The organism is Mesorhizobium sp. B4-1-1 (assembly GCF_006439375.1).
In the GTDB taxonomy this organism is placed as follows: domain Bacteria; phylum Pseudomonadota; class Alphaproteobacteria; order Rhizobiales; family Rhizobiaceae; genus Mesorhizobium.
This window is the reverse complement of record NZ_VFTH01000001.1, coordinates 148,806-171,078: the sequence shown is the minus strand read 5'-3', so window position 1 is coordinate 171,078 and position 22,273 is coordinate 148,806. Positions and strand designations below refer to the sequence as shown.

21 protein-coding genes are annotated in these 22,273 nt (G+C 63.5%); 12 read left to right on the top strand and 9 right to left on the bottom strand.

Annotated elements, in window-relative coordinates; translation table 11 throughout:
- Positions 1–61 precede the first annotated feature (61 nt).
- A complete protein-coding gene (locus FJW10_RS00885) occupies positions 62–565 on the bottom strand; it encodes a histidine phosphatase family protein (protein WP_140897701.1) in 504 nt (167 codons plus the stop codon).
- 249 nt (positions 566–814) lie between these two features.
- Between FJW10_RS00885 and dksA the strand changes: the two genes are divergently transcribed.
- A complete protein-coding gene (gene dksA, locus FJW10_RS00880; RefSeq protein ID WP_140830208.1) occupies positions 815–1,231 on the top strand; it encodes an RNA polymerase-binding protein DksA in 417 nt (138 codons plus the stop codon).
- 118 nt (positions 1,232–1,349) lie between these two features.
- Here the strand turns inward: dksA and FJW10_RS00875 are convergent, their stop codons facing one another.
- The gene (locus FJW10_RS00875) at positions 1,350–2,063 is read right to left on the bottom strand and encodes a flagellar biosynthetic protein FliO (protein WP_140897699.1); all 714 of its coding nucleotides are present in this window, start codon (positions 2,061–2,063) and stop codon (positions 1,350–1,352) included.
- Positions 2,064–2,274: 211 nt separating this feature from the next.
- On the opposite strand from FJW10_RS00875, the gene FJW10_RS00870 reads away from it, so the two are divergent.
- Both FJW10_RS00870 and FJW10_RS00865 read left to right on the top strand, forming a co-directional pair.
- Positions 2,275–4,857, top strand: coding sequence for an ATP-binding protein (locus FJW10_RS00870; RefSeq protein ID WP_140897697.1), 2,583 nt, complete (start codon positions 2,275–2,277; stop codon positions 4,855–4,857).
- A gap of 184 nt (positions 4,858–5,041) precedes the next feature.
- Complete coding sequence (locus tag FJW10_RS00865; RefSeq protein WP_140897695.1) at positions 5,042–5,749, top strand: DeoD-type purine-nucleoside phosphorylase; 708 nt, start codon at positions 5,042–5,044, stop codon at positions 5,747–5,749.
- Position 5,750: 1 nt separating this feature from the next.
- Here the strand turns inward: FJW10_RS00865 and FJW10_RS00860 are convergent, their stop codons facing one another.
- The 4 genes from FJW10_RS00860 to FJW10_RS00845 form a co-directional block, all read right to left on the bottom strand.
- Positions 5,751–6,968 (bottom strand): cytochrome c, encoded by a 1,218-nt coding sequence (locus tag FJW10_RS00860; protein WP_140897693.1) that lies wholly within the window; start codon positions 6,966–6,968, stop codon positions 5,751–5,753.
- Complete coding sequence (locus FJW10_RS00855) at positions 6,965–8,731, bottom strand: GMC family oxidoreductase (RefSeq protein WP_140897691.1); 1,767 nt, start codon at positions 8,729–8,731, stop codon at positions 6,965–6,967. The genes FJW10_RS00860 and FJW10_RS00855 overlap by 4 nt, the downstream gene beginning before the upstream one ends.
- Before the next feature lie 3 nt (positions 8,732–8,734).
- Complete coding sequence (locus FJW10_RS00850) at positions 8,735–9,487, bottom strand: gluconate 2-dehydrogenase subunit 3 family protein (RefSeq protein ID WP_181177363.1); 753 nt, start codon at positions 9,485–9,487, stop codon at positions 8,735–8,737.
- A gap of 264 nt (positions 9,488–9,751) precedes the next feature.
- Positions 9,752–10,057: a ribbon-helix-helix domain-containing protein gene (locus FJW10_RS00845; protein WP_140652977.1), complete on the bottom strand. Its 306-nt coding sequence runs from the start codon at positions 10,055–10,057 to the stop codon at positions 9,752–9,754.
- 340 nt (positions 10,058–10,397) lie between these two features.
- Here FJW10_RS00845 and FJW10_RS00840 point away from each other — a divergent pair, with 340 nt between their 5' ends.
- From FJW10_RS00840 to FJW10_RS00830, 3 genes are all read left to right on the top strand, one after another.
- A complete protein-coding gene (locus FJW10_RS00840) occupies positions 10,398–10,793 on the top strand; it encodes a VOC family protein (protein WP_140897689.1) in 396 nt (131 codons plus the stop codon).
- A gap of 78 nt (positions 10,794–10,871) precedes the next feature.
- On the top strand, positions 10,872–11,420 hold the full coding sequence (locus tag FJW10_RS00835; protein WP_140897687.1) for a gluconate 2-dehydrogenase subunit 3 family protein: 549 nt from the start codon (positions 10,872–10,874) through the stop codon (positions 11,418–11,420).
- A 48-nt stretch (positions 11,421–11,468) separates the two neighbouring features.
- Positions 11,469–13,040 carry a GMC family oxidoreductase gene (locus FJW10_RS00830; RefSeq protein WP_140897685.1) on the top strand — a complete coding sequence of 524 codons (1,572 nt, stop codon included), beginning with the start codon at positions 11,469–11,471 and terminating at the stop codon, positions 13,038–13,040.
- Positions 13,041–13,089: 49 nt separating this feature from the next.
- Here the strand turns inward: FJW10_RS00830 and FJW10_RS00825 are convergent, their stop codons facing one another.
- Positions 13,090–13,485 (bottom strand): hypothetical protein, encoded by a 396-nt coding sequence (locus FJW10_RS00825; protein ID WP_140897683.1) that lies wholly within the window; start codon positions 13,483–13,485, stop codon positions 13,090–13,092.
- A 306-nt stretch (positions 13,486–13,791) separates the two neighbouring features.
- On the opposite strand from FJW10_RS00825, the gene urtA reads away from it, so the two are divergent.
- The 6 genes from urtA to FJW10_RS00795 all read left to right on the top strand — a co-directional run bounded on the left by urtA (position 13,792) and on the right by FJW10_RS00795 (position 20,160).
- Positions 13,792–15,102, top strand: coding sequence for an urea ABC transporter substrate-binding protein (gene urtA, locus FJW10_RS00820; RefSeq protein ID WP_140897681.1), 1,311 nt, complete (start codon positions 13,792–13,794; stop codon positions 15,100–15,102).
- 118 nt (positions 15,103–15,220) lie between these two features.
- Positions 15,221–16,837: an urea ABC transporter permease subunit UrtB gene (gene urtB, locus FJW10_RS00815; RefSeq protein ID WP_140898214.1), complete on the top strand. Its 1,617-nt coding sequence runs from the start codon at positions 15,221–15,223 to the stop codon at positions 16,835–16,837.
- Complete coding sequence (gene urtC, locus FJW10_RS00810; RefSeq protein WP_140897679.1) at positions 16,834–18,057, top strand: urea ABC transporter permease subunit UrtC; 1,224 nt, start codon at positions 16,834–16,836, stop codon at positions 18,055–18,057. Before urtB ends, urtC begins: the two co-directional genes overlap by 4 nt.
- Positions 18,058–18,064: 7 nt before the next feature.
- The gene (gene urtD / locus FJW10_RS00805; protein WP_140897677.1) at positions 18,065–18,811 is read left to right on the top strand and encodes an urea ABC transporter ATP-binding protein UrtD; all 747 of its coding nucleotides are present in this window, start codon (positions 18,065–18,067) and stop codon (positions 18,809–18,811) included.
- A gap of 70 nt (positions 18,812–18,881) precedes the next feature.
- Complete coding sequence (gene urtE / locus FJW10_RS00800; RefSeq protein WP_140897675.1) at positions 18,882–19,577, top strand: urea ABC transporter ATP-binding subunit UrtE; 696 nt, start codon at positions 18,882–18,884, stop codon at positions 19,575–19,577.
- A gap of 406 nt (positions 19,578–19,983) precedes the next feature.
- Complete coding sequence (locus tag FJW10_RS00795; protein WP_095765283.1) at positions 19,984–20,160, top strand: hypothetical protein; 177 nt, start codon at positions 19,984–19,986, stop codon at positions 20,158–20,160.
- A 23-nt stretch (positions 20,161–20,183) separates the two neighbouring features.
- Here FJW10_RS00795 and FJW10_RS00790 read toward each other — a convergent pair whose 3' ends face one another.
- Together FJW10_RS00790 and FJW10_RS00785 are read right to left on the bottom strand one after the other, a co-directional pair.
- Positions 20,184–21,329, bottom strand: a complete 1,146-nt coding sequence (locus FJW10_RS00790) for a GGDEF domain-containing protein (protein WP_140897673.1) — start codon at positions 21,327–21,329, stop codon at positions 20,184–20,186.
- 112 nt (positions 21,330–21,441) lie between these two features.
- Positions 21,442–22,245 (bottom strand): DUF72 domain-containing protein, encoded by an 804-nt coding sequence (locus FJW10_RS00785; RefSeq protein WP_140897671.1) that lies wholly within the window; start codon positions 22,243–22,245, stop codon positions 21,442–21,444.
- Positions 22,246–22,273: the final 28 nt, after the last annotated feature.

Here is a 22,273-nt window from a genome sequence, read left to right as displayed (position 1 = left end):
CGGGCCTCTGGTTGGGCGTCAGCGCCCGATATAGGCCCTGGACCGCGCGTTTGAAATGGCCTCAGAGGTCGGCGGGCGTGAGAAAGGCTTCGAGATAGCCGTTGCCCTGCGCCGCTTGGGCAAGGTTGCCGGGAAAGCGCACCACGGCAAGGCCGGAGGTCGGAAAACCGTGATTCATCATCCCGCGCGCCGCCTGATCGCCATCTCCGGACACCGCCATGGCCAGGTCTTCGGTCATGGGATTGTGACCGATCACCAGCAGCGAGTTGGCTGCGCCATTCTTGCGGATGATGTCGAGATAGCCGGCCGCATCCTCGCTGTAGAGCGTGTCGAAAAACAGGACCCGGCCGGTGTCGGTGCGCTCCGCCAGGCCTTCCAGCGTCTGCCTTGCACGCCTGGCGTTGGAGCAAAGGGTGACGTCCGGCACGTAGGCGCGGGCCCGCATGGCCTCTCCGATCGCTTCGGCATCGGCCATGCCCGATTCGTCGAGCGGGCGGTCGAAATCGCGCACTCCGGGCAGCGCCCAGCCGGCCTTGGCATGCCGCAACAGATAAAGTCTGCTCAACCGGACCCCCCGTGACGCCGCCTTGCTGGCAAAGCGCGATTAGTCACCAGAACGATGTCATGCACAATGGCCGGCGCCAGCAACTGCAACGAATCATGTGCGAATTCGTTTTGTGTGGTTGAAACAAAGTCATCGCGCGGGCCGCCGATGCGAGACTAACAATTGCGTGAAACTGTCGCCGATAGCGCTTGTGCAGGCTCTTGTCCCCGAATATATAGGCGCCAAATTTGGGGTTGTTGGGTGAGTCGAATGAACGATATCGTTACCGCCAATTACGTACCCTCCGAAGACGAGCCGTTCATGAACGAACGGCAAAAATCGTACTTCCGTCAAAAGCTTATCACCTGGAAGAGCGACATTCTCCGCGAAGCACGCGAAACCCTCGAAATCCTGCAGCAGGAAAACGCCAACCACCCCGACCTAGCCGATCGTGCCTCCTCCGAAACCGACCGCGCCATCGAATTGCGCGCCCGCGATCGCCAACGCAAGCTCATCTCGAAAATCGACTCCGCGCTCCAGCGCATCGACGAAGGCACCTACGGCTATTGCGAGGAGACCGGGGAGCCGATCGCGCTGAAGCGGCTCGACGCACGTCCGATCGCGACACTGTCGATCGAGGCGCAGGAGCGCCACGAGCGTCGCGAGAAAGTTTATCGCGACGACTGACGCGATCCAGCAGGCAAGAACATCGAAATGGCCGGGATTTCCGGCCATTTTGTTTTTCAGCGCTCCATTTGTCTTTGCCGACAAGAGCGCGAAGAGGCTCGCTTGCGCGGGTGGCCGGTCAGCGCTTGTGGCTGCCCAACTCGCCAAGGAGCTTGGTCATCTCGTCATCGAGCGAAGGCTTGGCCGCGGGCTTGGCGATTGCCGGCTGGGAATGCTGGTCGTCGAGAGAGGTCTCGAGTTCGTGCATCAGCGTGTCGTCGATGGAGTCGCTTGAGGGCGGCGGCGCATATTTGGTGCCGCCGTTCGTCGTCCCGTAGCCCGGCAGCGGCATGACCTTGGCCGTCGGCTGGCTCGGCGCCGCCGGCTTGGTGGGGGCGGGCGCCGGCACGCGCGGACGTGTGGCGGCAGCTGGCTGGGCGGCAGGCGGCGCCGGCGGCTTGGCGGGGGCGGGCGTCGGTTGCGGCGCGCGCGGGCGCTGGGCGGTGGCTGCTGCCTGCTGTTGTCCGCCGTCGCCCGTCAATGCCGGGCGACGCGGCGCCGCCAGCCTGATATCGCGCTCGACCACGACATCGGTCGGCCCGCCGATCAGGATCAGGTGCTCGATGTCGTCGCGGCGCACCAGGACAAGCCGGCGATGGCTGTCGACGGCGGTGGCATCCATCACGGCAAGCCGCGTCTTGCGGTTCCTGCCGCCGGCGACGAAGGTGCCGAAGGTCAGGTTGCGGACCACCTTGATGGCGAGCAGGACGACAACCAGCAGGATGAGGGCCGCTACCGTCCACAGGATTGCGGCGACATAACCCGGGCCCGCCACATTATCCAGCCACTGCATCGGTGCACCCCAATCGCCATCTTTGAAGTGAGGGGACACTAGACCGTTGGGACCAGCGACCGCAAGTTCACATCACCCATCGTGAACAGTTTGAAACATGAATCGCTGATTTTATCGGACATTTGCCGCCGGGGCCTTTTCCGTTACAGGAGAATGTGATTCAACCGGCCGTCCGCGCCCGTCGGACACCGGAATCACGAGCAGGGGGAACATGGCCAAGGAAGCGCGCGGCGATTTCTATCCGGTACCGATCGTCGACCAGAACACGCGTCCGGGCGCCGTCACCAGGCTCATTGTCTTCATCGTCGTCTTGACCGGCGCCGCGATCGTCTTCGGACTGTTCCGCGAGCGTCTCGGCGATCCTTTCCTGCTCGGCATGCTCGGCGTGCTCGCCATGATCGGCGTCGGCTTCCTGTTCGCGACGGCGATCGGCTTCGTGCAGATCGCGCCGCGCTCGACTGGCGACGAATTGTCGAAAGCCTTCGTCGACTCGATGTCGCAGGGCCTTGTGGTCACCGACACCAAGGGCCGCGTCGTCTACGCCAACCGCGCCTATGCCGATATGACGGGTGCTGCCTCGGCCGCCGATCTCAAGACCGTCGAAGGGCTGCTTTCGGATGTTCCCGAGGCCTCGATGACGATCTACCGGCTGGCGTCGGGCCTGCGCGACGGCCAGGCCGGCGACGGCGAGTTCCGGCTGGCGCAGTCGATCAAGCCGGGTGCCGAGCCCGGCGCGCGCTGGTACCGCGCCCGCGCCCGCGCCTTCAGCATGCCCGGGCAAAGGCTGCCGATGCTGGCCTGGCAGCTCGCCGACATCTCGCAGGAACGGGCGGAGCAGGAGCGTTTCTTCCTCGACCTGCAGAAAGCCATCGACCATCTCGACCATGCGCCGGCCGGGTTTTTCTCGGCCGACCAGGAGGGCCGCGTCACCTATATCAATGCCACGCTCGCCGAGTGGCTGGGCATCGACCTTGCCTCCTTCACGCCGGGCGCCATCACGCTGCCGGAAATCATCGCCGGCGACGGCATGGCGCTGGTCCGCTCCGTCAAAGCCGACCCGGGCACCACCCGCAACGCCGTCATCGACCTCGACCTCACCACTATGAGCGGCCAGGCGCTGCCCGTGCGCTTCATGCACCGCGTTTCGGCGAGCCGCGAAGGCGTGAACGGCCCGACCCGCACGATCGTCCTCAACCGCACCCAGGGCGAGGACGCTTCCGCGCAACTCAGAGCCTCCGAGGTTCGCTTCACCCGTTTCTTCAACTCGACGCCAATGGCCATTGCCGGCGTCGATGCGAGCGGACGCATCCTGCGCACCAACGCGCCGTTCCTGCAGCTGTTTTCGTCCGTGGTCGACCGTGACGCCGTCGACCGGCGGGTGCGGTTCGAGACCATCGTTCATGAGCGCGACCGGCCGGCTTTCGCCGCAGCCTTCGAGAAGGCCCGGCAGCGGCAGGCCAATATCGAGCCGATCGACTCCGTGCTGCCCGGCAACGAGGAGCGCCACATCCGCTTCTACGTCAACGCCGTCGCCGACAGCGCGGGCAGCGAAGGCGCCGAGGAAGCGGCGATCGTCTACGCAGTCGAGACCACCGAGCAGAAAGCGCTCGAGGGCCAGATGGCGCAGAGCCAGAAGATGCAGGCGGTCGGCCAGCTCGCCGGCGGCATCGCACACGACTTCAACAACGTGCTGACCGCCATCATCATGGCGTCCGATCTTCTCTTGACCAACCACCGGCCGTCGGACCCGTCCTTCCCCGACATCATGAACATCAAGCAGAACGCCAACCGGGCGGCCTCGCTCGTGCGGCAATTGCTGGCCTTCTCGCGCAAGCAGACGCTGCGGCCGGAAGTGCTCAACCTGACCGATGTCCTGGCCGATCTCAGGATGCTGCTCGCCCGGCTGGTCGGCAACGACATCAAGCTGAAGATCGACCACGGCCGCGACCTGTGGCCGGTCAAGGTCGATATCGGCCAGTTCGAGCAGGTGGTGGTCAATCTCGCCGTCAATGCGCGCGACGCCATGCCGAGCGGCGGCGATATCACCGTGCGCACCCGAAACGTCACCTCCGACGAGTGCAAGTCCTTCGCCTATCGCGAGCTGGCGCCGGCCGACTATGTGCTCGTCGACGTCGAGGACACCGGCAGCGGCATCGCGCCCGACGTGCTGAAGAAGATCTTCGAGCCGTTCTTCACGACCAAGGAAGTGGGTAAGGGCACCGGCCTCGGCCTGTCGATGGTCTACGGCATCATCAAGCAGACCGGCGGCTTCATCTTCTGCGATTCCGAGGTCGGCAAGGGCACGGTGTTCCGTATCTTCCTGCCGCGCCACATCGCCGAGGTGAAGAAGCAGGCAGAGCCCGGCGAGGCGGTGGCCGCGGCGATGGCCCCGACCAAGCCGGCCGATACGGCCAAGGATCTTTCCGGCTCGGCCACCGTGCTTCTGGTCGAGGACGAGGACGCCGTGCGCATGGGCGGCGTCAGGGCGCTGATCTCGCGTGGGTACACCGTCCACGAGGCGTCGTCCGGTGTCGAGGCGCTGGAAGTGTTCGAGGCGCTCGGCGGCAAGGTCGACATCGTCGTCTCCGACGTGGTGATGCCGGAGATGGACGGGCCGACATTGCTCGGCGAGCTGCGCAAACGCCAACCGGACATCAAGTTCGTGTTCGTTTCGGGCTATGCCGAGGACGCCTTTGCCAAGAACCTGCCGGCCGACGCGCATTTCGGCTTCTTGCCGAAGCCGTTCTCGCTCAAGCAACTGGCGACGATCGTCAAGGATGTGCTGGAATCCTAGAGCGTCTCAGCGTTTCACGAAAACGCTGAACCGCTCACGCAATTCCGGACGGAAGGCTACGGCGAAGCCGTGAGCCCAACCGCTCACACTTTTCCTAGATTGCTCCAAGTAAGCCAGCGCTTGCGCATTGCTATGACCCTGTCATGATGGCGACCGGATGGGTCTATCATGGGGGTGGTAGCGCGTGACGCCGCATATCGAGGCGGGCCGGGGGGAATATGCCGAAACGGTGCTCTTGCCGGGCGATCCCGAGCGCGCCCGATGGATGGCGGAAACCTTTCTCGAGGCGCCGCGCTGCGTCAACCGCCGAAGAGGCGCGCTGGGCTTCACCGGCCGGTTCCGCGGCAAGCCGGTCAGCATCCAGGCGACCGGCATCGGTGTTTCATCCTTCCTGATCTACGCCCACGAACTGCTCGACTATCATGGCGTGAAGACGCTGATCCGCACCGGCACATCAGGCGGCTTGTCGGAAGATGTGCCCCTGCGCGGCGTCGTCATCTCCAGCGAAGTGCGGGCGGAGGGCGCAATCAGCGGACAGGTGTTCGGGCTTTACCAGCCGGCGGGCCCGGACCATGCGCTGCATGCGCTGGCGCTGCGGCGCGCGGCCGATCTCGGCATCGCCTGCAGCGCGGGTCTCACGATCTGCAGCGACGTGTTTCATCATCCCGCCGGCCGTGCCCGGTTCGACGAGCCGATCGCGCTGGGAGCGTTGGCCGTCGATATGGAAACCAGTGCGCTCTATCGGATTGCGGCGCAGTTCGGCGCGCGAGCGCTGTCACTGCTCACCGTCGTCGATCATATCGCCACCGGCGAGTTGACCGATTATTCGGAGCGCCAGGCTTTGTTCACCGACATGACCCGGCTGGCGCTCGAAGTCGCCGCAGCCGACTAGATTATTGCGTCAATTCCTTCCGCACGGCAGCGACATCGCCAGACGAAACCATCGGAGCGGCGTTGCCCCAGCTGTTGCGCACATAGGTGAGGACGTCGGCGACTTCCTGGTCGCTCAACCGCCAGGCCAGGGATGGCATCGCCGGGGTCGTGCGCGCATGCTCCGTACGCACGGCCTGGCTTCCCGCCAGGACCAGCCGGGCCAGTGTCTCCGTATTGCCCTGGGCGACGATCGAGTTGTTGCTGAGCGCCGGGAAGAGGGCGCCGGCACCAGCGCCGTCACCGCCGTGGCACGCTGAGCAATTGTCGCGGTAGATGGCTTCGCCGGTCACCATCCTTGCCTGTTCAGGTTTCGCCGATTGTACATTGCCGGTATCCGAACCAAGGCTCTTCAGATAGACGGCGACGGCTTTCAGATCCGCGTCGGTCATCTTCGAGGTCGAGTTCTCGACCGCTTCGGCCATCGGACCCGATGCGATCGAATGCGCGTTGACGCCGGTCTTGAGGTACTGAATCAGGTCGTCCTCGGACCATTTCCCCAGACCAGACTGCGCATTGTTGGTGATGTCCGGTGCGAACCAGCCCTGAAGCGACGCGCCCTGCAGGAAGACGCTGTCCTTGTCTGCGCCGAGAAAGGATTTCGGCGTGTGGCAGGTGCCGCAATGTCCAGCGCCTTGAACGATATAGGCGCCCCGGTTCCATTCCGCCGGCTTGGATGGATTCGGCGTGAAAGACGTTTCGCTGAAATTGAGCAGGTTCCAGCCCCACATTGACAGCCGGACGTTGAGCGGGAACGGCAGCTGGTTGGCTTCCACCTTGTTCGAAACCGGCTCGACCGTCGTCATATAGGCCCACAGATCGGAAATGTCCCGATCGGTCATCCTGGTGTAGGCCGGGTAGGGCATCGCCGGATAAAGCCGCACGCCGTTATGGCCGACGCCGGTTTTCATCATGTTGCGGAAATCGGCATCGCTCCAGTTGCCGATGCCGGTCTCCCTGTCGGGCGTGATGTTTGGCGGCACCAGCGCGCCGAACGGTGTTTCGAGCGGCAGCCCCCCGGCCAGCGGCTTGCCGCTGGGCTTCGTGTGACAGCCGGCGCAGTCACCGAGCACGGCCTGGTATTGACCGCGAATGATCTGGTCAGCCTGGTCGGCGGCGATGGCGGGGCCAAAGGCCAAGCTGGCAAAACCCGCGGCAAGAGTGAGAGCGAGCGTCTTCATGCCTGCACCAATGGCGCGCCGGGATTGCGCAGATAGTGGTTGCGGATGGCGTCGGCGGCGCGGAAGGCCAGCGCGCCGACCGTTCCGGTCGGGTTCTTGCCGGCGTTCTGCGGGAAGGCCGAGGCGCCGATGACGAAGACGTTCGGGACGTCCCAGCTCTGCAGGAAGACATTGACGGCGCTGCGCTTGGGATCCGTCCCCATGATCGCGCCGCCGGTGTTGTGCGTGCTCTGGTACGGCACGCTGTCCCAGCCTTTCTTGCGCCGGCCGACGGCGTATTGCTTGCCGCCGAGCTTCTTGGCGATCTCCTCCATCCGGTCGCAGAGATAGTTCGACATCCGGATATCGTTGTCGGGGAAGTCGAAGGTCATACGCATCAGCGGGCGGCCGAAGCGATCCTTGTAGGTCGGATCGAGGTCGAGATAGTTGGCGCGCGTCGCGTAGCTGCTTCCCTGCGAAGAGAAGGAAAGCGTGCTCTTGTAGCCTTGGACCGTGGCCTTCTTCCAGGCGCTGCCCCATTTCGGCGTGCCGGGAAGCGTCGGTCGCGTGCCGATCGGACGCCCGTTGGTGGGGATGCAGTTGATGCCGGCGCCGCCGACGAAATCGAGCCCGCCATGATCGAAGGCATCGCCATTAAAATCGTCGATCGTCTGGCCGAGCGCGCCGGCGGCGATGAACGGATTGAAGTTCTTGTCGTCGAAGAACACCTGGGTGCCGGCGTTGGTCTGGTAGCAGTAGTTGCGCCCGACCGTTCCCTCGCCGGTGTTGGGGTCATAGATCGCGCCGATGCCCGACAGCATCATCAGCCGGACATTGTGCAGGCCGTAGGCGCAAAGCAGCACCAGGTCGGCCGGCTGGAAATATGCCTCGCCGGAAGAGTCGACATAGGTGACTCCCCGCGCGGACTTGCCGCTGGCGGCGAGGTCGACATGCAGCACCTCGCTGTCCGTGCGGACCTCGAAATTGGCCTTCTTCATCAGCACCGGCAGGACCGTCGTCTGGGCGCTCGACTTGGAATAGTTGGCGCAGCCGAAGCGTTCGCAGAAGCCGCAGTACGTGCATTGGCCGAGCGTGACGCCGAGCGGATTGGTGTAAGCGCGCGACATGTTCGCCGACGGCGTCGGGAACGGATGCAGCCCCATCGACCGGCCGGTCTCGGCAAAGAGCGTCGGCGCGTAGGTCATTTGCATCGGCGGGTTCGGGTAGTCGCGCGCCCGCGGATCCTCGAACGGGTTGCCACCTTCCTGAAGCTGCCCCTTGATGTTGCCGGCCTTGCCCGAGATGCCGGCCAGATATTCGAACTGGTCGTAATAGGGCTCCATTTCGGCGCCGGTGACGCCCCAGTCCTCGACCTGGAGATCGGCGATCCGCGCCGCGCCGTATCTGTTCGTCAGATTGGTCCTGGTCTTGAAGTCGGAATCCCAAAACCGCCAGGTGTGGCCGTTCCAGTGGACGCCGGCGCCGCCGACGCCATTGCCCGGCAGAAAGGAACCGAAATCGCGCATCGGCAGCGCAGTCTGCGAGGGGTCGTTGCGCATCGTCATGGTTTCGACGACCGGCTGCAGGAAGAGATCGCGACGAATCGAGTAGCGCAGCTCGTCCTGCGCATAGCCGATGTTGAAGTCGGTCGCGGTATCGCGCCAAGGGCCGCGCTCGATGGCGAGCACGTCGAGGCCCTGGTCGGTCAGTTCATTGGCAAGAATGGCCCCGGTCCAGCCGAGACCGACGATGACGACATCCTTGCGCGGCAAAATCCTGGTCATGGCTCAAGCTCCCTTGCCGAGCCATTCCGGGCGGCCGGTGATCGACACCGGCGGCAGCGGATAGGGCTGATTGTGCTTGGCGACATGATCGCGGTAGTCGTAGCGGGCGCCCGGGAAGCCGAGCATGCGCCACGACGCCATGTCCTTGTTGCCGCCATAGACCGGGTCGGCGAAGAAGCCCTCCATCGTGTTCTGCAGCAAAAGCCCGAAGAATCCGGCGGCCTTGACACTGTTGGGCAGATCGACCTTGCCCGCTTCCATCTCGGTGAGGAAAGCGTCCTGTTCCTCCGGCTTGAGCTCGACGAATGTCCTGCCGTCGCGCTGTTTCAGGAAGGCATCCATGGCCGCCAGTCCGGCGCGGTAGCGCTGTGCCGGATTGGCTTCGCCCTGGTAGCCCTGTGTCGGCAATGCCGGCTTGAACGGCCCCTGCGTGTAGAGCCGGCTCGATGTCCCGAATGCGCCCACCAGTTGCCGGTCGATGTAGACGGCGCAGCCGGCCTCCTTGCCGCCGATGCTGAGGTCGTCGTGGGGGACCAGCCTGTCGACGATGGCCTCGACCAGAGCCGCTTCCTGCGACGTGAAGAACTGCCACCCGCCGGGGATGACCCGCGCCGGCGGATCCGAAGCCATCGGCTCCCAGGGCAGGGAGCCCGAGATCGTTCGCGCGAAGCTCACGGCTGGAGCTGTGATCGTCAGTATGGCGACAGAGGAGAGGAAAAGACGCCGGTTCATCCTGATAGGATAGCGATGGCTCATATTAGGTGCCTCGAAAATAAGGTGCCTGCCTCGGGAAATCACGCCCAAGTTAAAGATGACGGAAACTGTAAAGTTCAAGCCGCATAGCTCGATTTGTTGCCAGCCTGCGGAAAGATAGACTGTCCGTCAAGCGCATCGTCAATCGTTGGTTAGGCCTGCCGCCGTTGTCCGTTGTGCCTGTATTTTAGATGGATGCAATAACCTGTCGATGGGCGGATCGCTCCGCCGCCTGGCCTGTCCAGGGGAATTCACCCGTGCCGCTGGTCAGGCGGCTTCCTGCTTCAACGCAGCCTGCTCCTCGGCGTTGGGGCGATGGCCCCGCAGATAGAGCGCGCAGGTGGTGCGCAGCATCGAAGCGAAGTTCGGAATCTGGCCGTTGATCTCGATCGCCTCGTCATAGAGCTTCGAGATGAATTTCGGCGTCGTCAGTCCCTGGCTGTCGGCGATCTCGTCAAGAAGACCCCAAAATGTCGCCTCGAGCTGGATGCTGGTCGAATGGCCGTCGATGCGGATCGACCTGTTGATCTGCCGGTAGCCTTCCGGATCCTGTCCGGCAAAGACTCTGCACATCGGTACCTCCCGTTCTTGTTTGTCTTGGGCGCCGATTGAGTTGCCGGCGCCTTTTTGAACACTGCCTGCGTTTGTCATTTTCGATCCAATGGCCGGCAACGGCAATCGGACTTTCGTCCTTAAAGCGCGCCGCTTGAAACCGTTTCGGCGCGCCGCGCTTCAGGCCTTTGTTTGCTGCATGCCGGTCCCCAAAACCGCGGCAGGCTTTTGGGCGGCATGCAGCTAAACTGGAGCGACACTAGCCGTTTTCCAATTCCGTGCGTGGTAATCGGCTGCCACCACCTTTTTTTGCCGGCGCGCATAATCGTTTGCGTAAGCACCTGAAGCTGCGGAGACCGATTTGGCGAAGGCGATCCATTCCATGATCCGGGTTCTCGACGAGGCGCGGTCCGTCGATTTCTACAACAAGGCTTTCGGCCTCGAGGTCGCGCAGCGGCTCGATTTCGAGACCTTCACGCTCATCTATCTCAGCAATCGCGACTCGCTATTCGAGGTGGAACTGACGGTGAACAAGGGGCGCACCGAACCCTATGCGCTCGGCGACGGCTACGGCCATCTCGCTGTCTCGGTCGCCGATCTCGACAGCGAGCACGACCGGGTCGGCGCGCTCGGCCTCAATCCGAGGAAGATCGTCGAGTTCAACCGCGACGGAGCGCTGATCGCCCGCTTCTTCTTCATCGAGGATCCCGACGGTTACAAGATCGAGGTCCTGCAGCGGGGAGGGCGCTTCCAATAGGGGATATTCGCCGCGGAGGGGCGCGGCGCCAGCAACGGCACTCTCTCGGGGGTGCGAACAGCAAGCAGGGAGGAAATCATGGTCACAGTCTACGAAAAGAAACCTGGCTACGAGAAGAAAGCCGGGCTTTCGCGGCGCGAGCTTTTGAAGCGCGGCGGCGCTGGTGCGCTGCTCATCATCTCCGGCAGCGCCGTCATCAGCCCCGAACACGCCTGGGGCCTCGAAACCTCGGCGCTGAAGCCCGAGACGATGGCGACGCTGATCCAGGTGGCGCGCGACATCTATCCGCACGACCAGGTGCCGGACAAATACTACGCCATTGCCGTCAAGGGCCACGACGAGACGGCAGCCAAGGACCCGGCCCACAAGGAGCTGATCGAGAAGGGCATCGCCGAGCTCGACAAGAAGGCCGGCAAGGGCGGCTATCGCGGGCTTGGCTGGGAAGAACAGCGGGTCGCGCTGCTCACCGACATCGAGAAGACGCCCTTCTTCCAGGCGGTGCGCGGCGGCCTCGTCGTCAGCCTCTACAACCAGAAAGAGCTGTGGCCGATCTTCGGTTACGAGGGCGAGTCCTATTCCAAGGGCGGCTACATCGCGCGCGGCTTCAACGACATCGAGTGGCTGTAAGGCGCGATGTCCCGAACCGTTTTTCGATAGATTTCATGGGAGGAAACCATGGCAGCATCATTTGATCTCAAGAACGACGGCGTGGTCGTCATCATCGGTTCCGGCGCCGGCGGCGGCACGCTTGGCAATGAGCTGGCGCAAAAAGGCATCGATGTCGTCATCCTCGAGGCGGGCGCCCGCCATGAGTACGAGGATTTCATCAACGACGAGTGGGATTCCTTTGCGCAGCTCGCCTGGAAGGACAAGCGCACCACTTCCGGCGACTGGCGCGTGGCCAAGGATTTCCCGAATCTGCCGGCCTGGATCGTCAAGTCGGTCGGCGGCTCGACGACACACTGGGCGGGCGCCTCGCTGCGCTTCCAGGAACATGAATTCAAGACGGCCACGACCTATGGCAAGGTCAAGGGCGCGAACCTTCTCGACTGGCCGGTGACACTGGCCGAGATGGAACCCTATTACGCCAAGGCCGAAGCCAAGATGGGTGTGACAGGTACCAACAACTGGCCGCGGCTGCCCGGCAACAACAACTTCAAGGTGCTCAAGGCCGGCGCCGACAAGCTCGGCTACAAGGAGTGCCATACCGGCAACATGGCCATCAATTCGGTGGAGCGCGACGACCGCAACTCCTGCCAGCAGACCGGCTTCTGCTTCCAGGGCTGCAAATGGGGCGCCAAATGGTCGACGCTCTACACCGAAATCCCGAAGGGCGAGGCGACCGGGCATCTGGAAGTCCGGCCGAACTCGATGGCGATCAAGATCAGCCATGACGCTTCAGGCAAGGTGACCGGCGTCGTCTATGCCGACAAGGATGGCAAGCTGCAGGAGCAGAAAGCCCGCATCGTCGCAGTCGCCGGCAATTCGATCGAGAGCCCGCGCCTGCTGCTCAATTCGGAATCGTCCAAATTCCCGCATGGGCTTGCCAACTCATCCGGGCAGGTGGGCAAGAACTACATGCGCCACACCACCGGCTCGGTCTATGCGATCTTCGACAAGCCGGTGCACATGTATCGCGGTACAACCATGGCCGGCATCATCCGCGACGAGGCGCGCCACGATCCCTCGCGCGGCTTCGTCGGCGGCTATGAGATGGAAACCTTGTCGCTTGGCCTGCCGTTCATGGCGGCCTTCCTCAACCCCGGCGGTTGGGGCCGCTCCTTCACCACCGCGCTCGACCATTACGACCACATGGCGGGCCTGTGGATCGTCGGCGAGGACATGCCGCGCGAGGAGAACCGCATCACGCTGCACAAGGATGAGAAGGACGAACACGGCATGCCGATCGCCGACGTCCATTTCGACGACCATCCGAACGACGAGGCAATGCGTGAGCATGCCTACAAGCAGGGCCAGGCGCTCTACGCCGCGGTCGGCGCAACGCGGACCTTCCCGACGCCGCCTTATCCGTCCACCCACAATCTCGGCACCAACCGGATGAGCGAGAAGCCGGAGGACGGCGTGGTCAACAAGCACGGCCAGTCGCACGATATCAAGAACCTGTTCGTTTCCGACGGCAGCCAGTTCACCAGCGGTGCCGCGGAGAACCCGACGCTGACCATCGTGACGCTGGCGATCCGCCAGGCCGACTACATCGCAGCCCAGATGTCGGCAAAGACTATCTAACCTCCCGACTGCCTGCTGGCGCGGGACCCGTGAGGGTTCCGCGCCTTTTTTATGCGGGCTGTCTCCTGGTGCAGGTCGAGGCCGTGAAGGCACCGTCCTGCTGCTTCATGATGATGTCGAAGGAGGGACCGCTTGGGTCGTCCAGCGTCGCCTGAGTCATGGAGATCGAATTGCCGCCGCTGGTGTAGCCGCCGAGCGGACCAAGCCAGGTGATCTCGCCATTGGGATTCATCTGGTAGTTATAGGTTCCCGAAGCGCCAAAGGTCACCGGGCCACTATAGACATTGCCCTTGATGGTGATGTCGCCGAGATTGAGGAACAGGCCGAGCAGGTAGACCTCGCAGTGATAGGCGCCGTCCGGCAACTTGCCGTCGGTGAAATCGGCGCGCGCGCCGCCGGCGGCGGAGACAAGAAGCAGGAAACTCAGGATCGTGCGCAGGGCCATGACGTTGCTCGTTTGCGCGGCGACCTTGCCCCATTTTGCCATAGGCCCGCAACAGGGCTGATCAGCCCGACTTTGCCTTCATGGTGAAAGTTTAGGCATTTTTTACATTTGGGCAAAACCTAGGCAGCATTGCGTAAACTTTTCTCAACCCGCTGCATTGCAGTGGATGCGAAAAGTTTCCCGGCTACCGGATAACCGCCTGTAATCTCTTCGTTATCCTGAAATTCCGTCGAGCGCATTCCGTCTGGCACGTCGCTTGCACAGTGTATGTTGCGATGCAAACAATCACGCTTGGGAGTGTGTCATATGAGGGGTAACTTCGCGAAAATTACAAAAATCCTGTCGGCGGGCGTCGTCGCGGCCGGTCTGCTGGCATCGGCTTCCGCCAAGGCGGCTGAAGACACGATCAAGGTCGGCATCCTCCATTCGCTGTCGGGGACCATGGCGATTTCGGAGACGACGCTGAAAGACGTCATGCTGATGCTTATCGACGAGCAAAACGCCAAGGGCGGCCTGCTCGGCAAGAAACTGGAAGCGGTGGTCGTCGATCCGGCGTCCAACTGGCCGCTCTTCGCCGAAAAGGCGCGCGAGCTGATTTCCAAGGACAAGGTCGCGGCCGTGTTCGGCTGCTGGACCTCGGTGTCGCGCAAATCGGTGCTGCCGGTGTTCTCGGAACTCGACAACATCCTATTCTACCCGGTCCAGTATGAGGGCGAGGAGAGCGAGCGCAACGTCTTCTACACGGGTGCGGCGCCGAACCAGCAGGCCATCCCGGCTGTCGATTACCTGATGAGCGCCGATGGCGGTTCGGTGAAGCGCTGGGTGCTCGAAGGCACCGACTACGTCTATCCGCGCACCACCAACAAGATCCTCGAAGCCTATCTGAAAGCGAAGGGCGTGCCGGCCGAGGACATCATGGTCAACTACACGCCGTTCGGCTTCTCCGACTGGCAGACCGAGGTTTCGGCGATCAAGAAATTCGGTTCGGCCGGCAAGAAGACGGCCGTGGTCTCGACCGTCAACGGCGATGCCAACGTGCCGTTCTACAAGGAGCTCGGCAACCAGGGCATCAAGGCCGAGGACATTCCGGTCATGGCCTTCTCGGTCGGCGAAGAGGAACTGGCCGGTCTCGACACCGCGCCGCTGGTCGGCCATCTCGCCGCCTGGAACTATTTCGAGAGCGTCGACACGCCCGAGAACAAGAAGTTCATCGACGACTGGCACGAGTTCATCAAGAACGACAAGCGCACCACCAACGACCCGATGGAAGCCCATTATATCGGCTTCAACATGTGGGTGAAGGCGGTCGAGAAGGCCGGCACCACCGATCCCGACAAGGTCATCGACGCCATGGTCGGCGTGTCGGTGCCGAACCTGACCGGCGGCTATTCGACCATGATGCCGAACCATCACATCACCAAGCCGGTGCTGATCGGCGAAATCCAGGCCGACGGCCAGTTCGAGACCGTCTCGCAGACGCCTGGCCTGGTGATGGGCGACGAATGGTCCGACTACCTGCCTGATTCCAAGGACCTGATCTCCGATTGGCGTGCGCCGCTCAGCTGCGGCAACTTCAACGTCAAGACCGGCAAGTGCGGCGGCAAGGGCATAAACTGATCCTCCCAGGTCCTTCGGGTCGCGGAGTGGCCCCACGATCCGAGACCGCCGCCCGGGCAGGTTCCTCAACCCGCCCGGGCAAGATCACCGAAACCAGGAAAGCTGCTTGAAGACGACAATGCTGCTGCTGCGCGCAATTGGTCTGATGTTGCTGCTGACGATGGCTGGACTGACGCCGTCGAAGGCGGCCGAGGCCGATCTTCGCGCATCGATCGCCAAATTCGCGACGGCAACCAGCTTCTCGGCTACCGAGGCCGTCGTGCACGAGCTTGCCGCGAGCGGCGATCCGACCGTCGAGCGACCCCTTTCGGCGCTGGCCGACGGCAATCTCTACATCCGCAAGGGCGACTCCCAAGTCTTTGTCGGCAAGGAAGCGGGAGACGGCATCGAATTGCTCGATCCCCTAAGCGGCGAAAAGACGGCCGACGCCGCCAAGGCCGACCTCACCAAGATCAAAGTCAACAACGGATTGCGCCGCACGATCCGCGATGCGCTGGGCACGCTGACGCTGCGCGCCAAGGACCCGGGCGTGCGCCTTGCCGCCGCTGCGACCATGTTCAAGACGCCCGATGCGGCAAACATCGAGCCGCTCGATGCGGCAATCGCCGCCGAGACGGTCCCTGGCGTCAAGGCTCTGTTCGAACAGGCCCGCGCCGCGTCGGTCCTGGTCTCCGACAAGCCGGAGGCCGACAGACTGGCGGCGATTCCGGTCATCGCGGCGCGCGGCGACCGCGACGCGGTTTCGCTGCTCACCTCGGTCGAGGCCAATACGCAGGGCGCCGTCAAGGGGGCGGCAAGCGCGGCGATCGGCAGCATCAATTCGACATTGGCGATCTGGGATGCCGGCCAGAACATCTGGTACGGCATCTCGCTCGGGTCGGTGTTGCTGCTCGCCGCGATCGGGCTCGCCATCACCTTCGGCGTCATGGGCGTCATCAACATGGCGCATGGCGAGATGGTCATGCTCGGCGCATATACGACCTTCGTCGTCCAGCAGGTGATCCGCACTTCGTTCCCCGGCCTGTTCGACTGGTCGCTGGTGATCGCGCTGCCGCTCGCCTTCCTGGTCGCCGCACTTGTCGGGCTTGCCATCGAACGCGGCGTCATCCGTTTCCTTTACGGCCGCCCGCTGGAGACGCTGCTCGCCACCTGGGGTGTCTCGCTGATCCTGCAGCAGGCCGTGCGCACCATCTTCGGACCGACCAACCAGGAAGTCGGCAACCCGTCCTGGATGTCCGGGTCATTCGACGTCGGCCAATTGGCGATCACCTGGAACCGGCTGTGGATCCTGGTGTTCGCGCTCGCCGTGTTTGCCGTGCTGCTCTACGTCATGAAGCGCACGCCGTGGGGCCTGCAGATGCGCGCTGTCACCGCCAACCGCCGCATGGCCGCCTCCATGGGCATCCGCACGCCTTGGGTTGACGCGCTGACCTTTGCGCTGGGCTCCGGCATTGCCGGCATCGCTGGTGTCGCGCTCAGCCAGATCGACAACGTCTCGCCCAATCTCGGACGCGGCTACATCATCGACAGTTTCATGGTCGTCGTCTTCGGTGGCGTCGGCAATCTCTGGGGCACGCTGGTCGGCGCCTTTTCGCTGGGCATCGTCAACAAATTCCTCGAACCCTATGCCGGCGCCGTGCTCGGCAAGATCGTCGTGCTGGTGCTGATCATCCTGTTCATCCAGAAGCGTCCGCGCGGCCTGTTCGCGCTGAAGGGCCGGGCGGTGGAAGCATGATCGCCCGGCGCTTCCTTTCGGCGGACCGCCGTATCGCCGTCACGATCCTCGCGCTGCTCGCAGCCGCCATCATCGTGCCGCTGCTCAACCTGGCGGTCTCGCCGCAAAGCGCCTTCTACATCCCGCCCTACATAGTGGCGCTGGTCGGCAAATATCTCTGCTACGCGCTGCTGGCGCTCGCGCTCGACCTGGTCTGGGGCTATTGCGGCATTCTTTCGCTCGGCCACGGCGCCTTCTTCGCGCTCGGCGGCTATGCGATGGGCATGTATCTGATGCGCCAGATCGGCTCGCGCGGCGTCTACGGCAATCCCATCCTGCCGGATTTCATGGTGTTCCTGAACTACAAGGAGCTGCCCTGGTTCTGGTACGGCTTCGACCATTTCTGGTTCGCGGCGCTGATGGTGCTTGCGGTACCCGGCCTGCTTGCCTTCGTCTTCGGCTGGTTCGCCTTCCGCAGCCGCGTCACCGGCGTCTATCTCTCGATCATCACCCAGGCGATGACCTATGCGCTGCTGCTCGCCTTCTTCCGCAACGACATGGGCTTTGGCGGCAACAACGGCCTGACCGATTTCAAGGATATTCTGGGCTTCAACGTCCAGGCGGATACGACACGCTCGGCGCTGTTTGCGGCCAGTGCCGTCGCGCTGGCGATCGCTGTCTTCATCACCTCGGCGATCGTGCGCTCCAAATACGGCAAGCTGCTGATGGCGGTGCGTGACGCCGAGAGCCGCACCCGCTTCCTCGGGTGGCGGGCCGAGAACGTCAAGCTCTTCGCCTTCGTCGTTTCCGCTATCATGGCCGGCATCGCCGGCGCGCTCTACGTGCCGCAGGTCGGCATCATCAATCCCGGCGAGTTCGAGCCGTCCAACTCGATCGAGGTGGTGATCTGGACCGCCGTCGGCGGCCGCGGCACCATCGTCGGCCCGATCATCGGCGCGCTGCTGGTCAACGCCGGCAAATCCTGGTTCACCGGCGTGATGCCGGAATTCTGGCTGTTCGCCCTGGGCGGGCTGTTCGTCGCCGTCACGCTGCTTTTGCCCAAGGGCATCGTCGGCATGTGGGACGGCTGGCGCGGCAGGGCAAAAGCCTTGCGCGCGGCTTCGCTTGCGGCGGAAGCCGGCGCCGGTCCCGACGCGCCCGAACCGAGGATCGTGCGCTCGGCGGCGACGACACCGGGCGCCTGGTCGGCCACCGGCCCCGAGCCGCAGCCGGCGGAGTGAGCGATCCATGGGCAAGTCCAACACCATCCTCTATCTCGACGGCGTCTCGGTCTCCTTCGACGGTTTTCGCGCCATCAACAATCTGTCGCTGGTGCTCGACAGGGGCGAGATGCGGGCGATCATCGGGCCCAATGGCGCCGGCAAGACGACGATGATGGACATCGTAACCGGCAAGACGCGGCCGGACGAAGGCGAAGTGTTCTTCGATGGCCAGGTCGATCTCACCCGGCACGACGAGGCCGAGATCGCCATGATGGGCATCGGCCGCAAATTCCAGAAGCCGACCGTCTTCGAAAGCCACAGCGTCGAGGACAATCTGATGCTGGCGCTGAAGGGGCTGCGCTCGATCTTTCCGGCCCTGTTCCATCGCCGCTCGACAGCCGAGAGACGGCGCGTCGACGATATCCTCGCCATCATCCGTCTCGGCGACAAGCGCGACGAGTTCGCCGCCAATCTGAGCCACGGCCAGAAGCAATGGCTGGAGATCGGCATGCTGCTTGCGCAGGATCCGAAGCTTCTGCTCGTCGACGAACCGGTGGCCGGCATGACCGATGCCGAGACCGAGGAGACCGCGCGCCTGCTCAAGGATATCGCCCGCGACCATTCGGTGGTGGTCGTCGAGCACGACATGCATTTCGTGCGCGAGCTCGGCGTCAAGGTCACCTGCCTGCATGAGGGCTCGGTGCTGTCTGAAGGCACGCTCGATTTCGTATCGGCCGACGAGCGCGTCGTCGAAGTCTATCTGGGGCGGTGAAGGATGATCTGGCGGGTTCCGTTCCATCGTTTCGATTTCGCTTTTTTGAAGCGCTGGACAAGGGGCTGACATGCTCGAAGTTTCAAACGCCACGCTCCACTACGGCGCCGCCCAGGCGCTGCGCGGCGTTTCGCTCAAGGCCGGCGCTGGCAAGATCACCTGCGTGCTCGGCCGCAACGGCGTCGGCAAAACCAGTTTGATGAGATCGATCGTCGGCCATCACCGGCTGACGAGCGGAAGCGTTGCCTTCGAGGGGAAGGCGCTCGACCGGAGCGCGGCGTATGATCGCGCCCGGTCGGGCATCGCATTCGTGCCGCAGGGCAGGGAGGTTTTTCCGCTGCTCACGGTGCGCGAGAACCTGGAATCCGGTTTCGCGCCGCTCAGGCGTGCAGATCGTAATGTTCCGGCGTATGTCTTCGAGCTGTTCCCGGTCTTGAAGCAGATGCTGTCGCGCCGCGGCGGCGACCTTTCCGGCGGGCAGCAGCAGCAACTCGCCATAGGCCGGGCGCTGGTGATGCGGCCCAAGCTCCTGGTGCTCGATGAGCCCACCGAAGGCATCCAGCCTTCGATCATCAAGGATATCGGCCGCGCCATCCGCTATCTGCGCGACCAGGCGGGGATCGCGGTGCTTCTGGTCGAGCAATATCTCGACTTCTGCCGGGAGCTTGCCGACGAGGTCAACATCATGGATCGCGGCCAGATCGTGCATACCGGTCCGGCCGAGGACCTCGACCGGGCGGATGTGCGGAAGTTCCTGACAGTGTAGTGCCGGCCGTCATCCTTGGGCGAAGCAAGGGGCGCAGCGACGTCGCGCACCGATGCCGGACGATGCGGCGGTATAAAGTAACGGCCGTTCAACCTCGCTCCTGCCGCCCTACGTTTTTGCACCGTTGGTGATGCTTCGAAGTAACGGAATGGACTCTCGGGTCTTCGCTCCGCTTCGCATTGCTATGCCCAAGGATGACGAAGCGTTCGACGGCTCTGGTAGGTCGAATACCGCATGCTAGTCTTTTCCCGGCCTTGGTGAGTCGGCCGCTTTCCGTATCCAGTCGCGAATGAGGGGGAAGGCGCGCGGAAACCGCCCGCAAGTTCCACGCAAGCAAGCCTGCTTAGCTTTCCCCGCAGTGATTGTCGGTCAATGCGTCCAAAAAGAATCTTGCCAGGGGACGGCGATGGAACGTTTTGTCGAGGACTACCAAAAGCGGCGTCTCACCGAGCGCGTCGATATCATGACCGCGATCAACATCCTGATGTCGCAAGGCTATGACGAGGATCATCTCCTGGATGAGATCACCAAGGTTTTCTATGTCGATCTCGACGCCTTCAACGAAGTGATCTCGCACCATTGAGAGTTCGCACGCGGCGGTAAAACTCAACCGGCGCGGCGGAAATCCAGGACGCGGTTGCGGCCGCCGCGCTTGGCGGCATAGAGCGCCTTGTCGGCGGCGCTGAGCACTTTGTCGAAGCTCATGCCGTCCGTGCTGCCGAGGGCGAAGCCGGCGCTGACCGTGCAGCGCAATGGCCCGGCCTCTGTCTCCACCGTGCGCGCGGCGAAGGTGGCCCTGACACGTTCGGCCGTCGCCTCGGCTGTCTCGGGCAAAGTGCGCCTCAACACCATGGCGAATTCCTCGCCACCCATGCGGGCGACCGCGTCGCTCGGGCGCAGATCGGCGGAGAGCACTTCGGCAAAGACCTTCAGCACCTCGTCTCCCGCAGCATGACCGAACTGGTCGTTGACGGCCTTGAAGCCGTCGAGGTCGAACACCACCACGGCCGTGAAAGCGCCGACGGGTGTCTTGCCGTGAAGGTCGAACAACGCGCGGCGGTTGAGCAACCCGGTCAAGGCATCGGTCTGCGCCTCGCGCTGATGATGGCGGGCGAGCCGCCCCTGGTTGAGCGCCAGCGACAATGCGCCGATGCCGGTCATGGAGGCGATGACGATGACGAGGCTCAGATCCTCCGCCCAATTGCTCGGCGCACGGCCGAGGACGAGCTTGCCGTCCCATGCCAGCACGGCCGCGCACAGCACGAAGGATGCGGCCGTCAGCGAATAGAGCAGCGCCACGCCGATGAGATGGACGGGCGCTTCCGCGCGGCCCCGCCAATATTCGTGCGCGGCGCCGAACAAAAGCAGCGCGGCCAGCGCGTTCTCCAGAATGAAGCCCAGACCGTCATAGCCGAGCGCCATCGGCGGGAGGGCCAGGGCGAAGGACAGGCCGGCGCCAAGCGCGATGAGCGGCAAGGGCGAACGCCTGGTCCTGAATTGATGGGCGGCCCCCAGCATGACCGAGAAGCCCAGCAAGAGCAGCGCCAGCGTCAGCACGCCAAGCGTCGTTCCGGGCTTTTCGATATAGGCGTCGTAGACAAAGACCTCGGCCACGACGACCAGCACGCTAATCGCCCAAGTCAGCAGGAATTTGTCGGAACGGGCGGTCAGCCATGTTCCGAACAGCGTGAGGCTGAGGCAAGCGGCGGAAAAGCCGACGGCAAGCAGCAATGAATTGTAGTCGAGCAGCATGCACGCGTCCTTGCCGGCACCGGGCCTCTGCAACCTGGCGTAGATGCATTAGTGCAGCAAGGAAGTATCGATTACGTTACGATAGCCGTGAAGATTGCGGGATTTGCCCCTATCAGCCCGCCACCCGTTTCATCAGCGCCATGGCGCCGAACGGCGCGCGCACCTTGCCCTCGGTGATGAAGTAGGCGAACACGTCGCGCGGCTTGACCGGCGCATCGGTCTTCGGATCGGCGCGCGGCAGGTCGGCGGGTTGTTTGCCTTCAGCCCAGGTTTTTGTCCGCCCCGCCCATTCGTCGAGGCCTTTCGGCGTGTAGCAGTCGGGGTTGTCGTCGCTGCCGGTCTGCAACCGCGCGTAGACGAAATCGCCGGTGATGTCGGCGATCGCCGGATATTTGGCGTGGTCCGCATAAACGATCGCCGCGTTGTATTTTCGGGCGAGCGCTGGAAACTCCGGCACGATGAAGCTGTCGTGGCGCACCTCCAGCGCGTGGCGCAGAGGCACGCCGTCCTGCTTCTCGGGCAGAAGTTTGAGAAAAGCTTCGAAATCGTCGGCGTCGAATTTCTTGGTCGGCGCGAACTGCCAGAGAATCGGGCCGAGCTTCTCGCCGAGCGCGGCGACGCCGGAGCCGAGGAAGCGCATCATCGACTCTCCCGCCTCGCCAAGCACGCGGCGGTTGGTGATGAAGCGGTTGCCCTTGAGCGAGAAGACGAAGCCGTCCGGCGCGTCGTTGGCCCACTTGACGAAAGTCGGTTCCTTGAAGCTGGAATAGTAGGTGCCGTTGACCTCGATGCTCGGCACTTGGCGGCTGGCATAGTGCAACTGCTTGGCCTTGGCGAGCTTCTCCGGATAGAAGGAGGTATCCCAGGGCTCAAAAGTCCAGCCGCCCATGCCGGAGCGGATCTTTCCTTGGCTCATCGTCTTCCTCCTCGGTGTTTTTGAAACT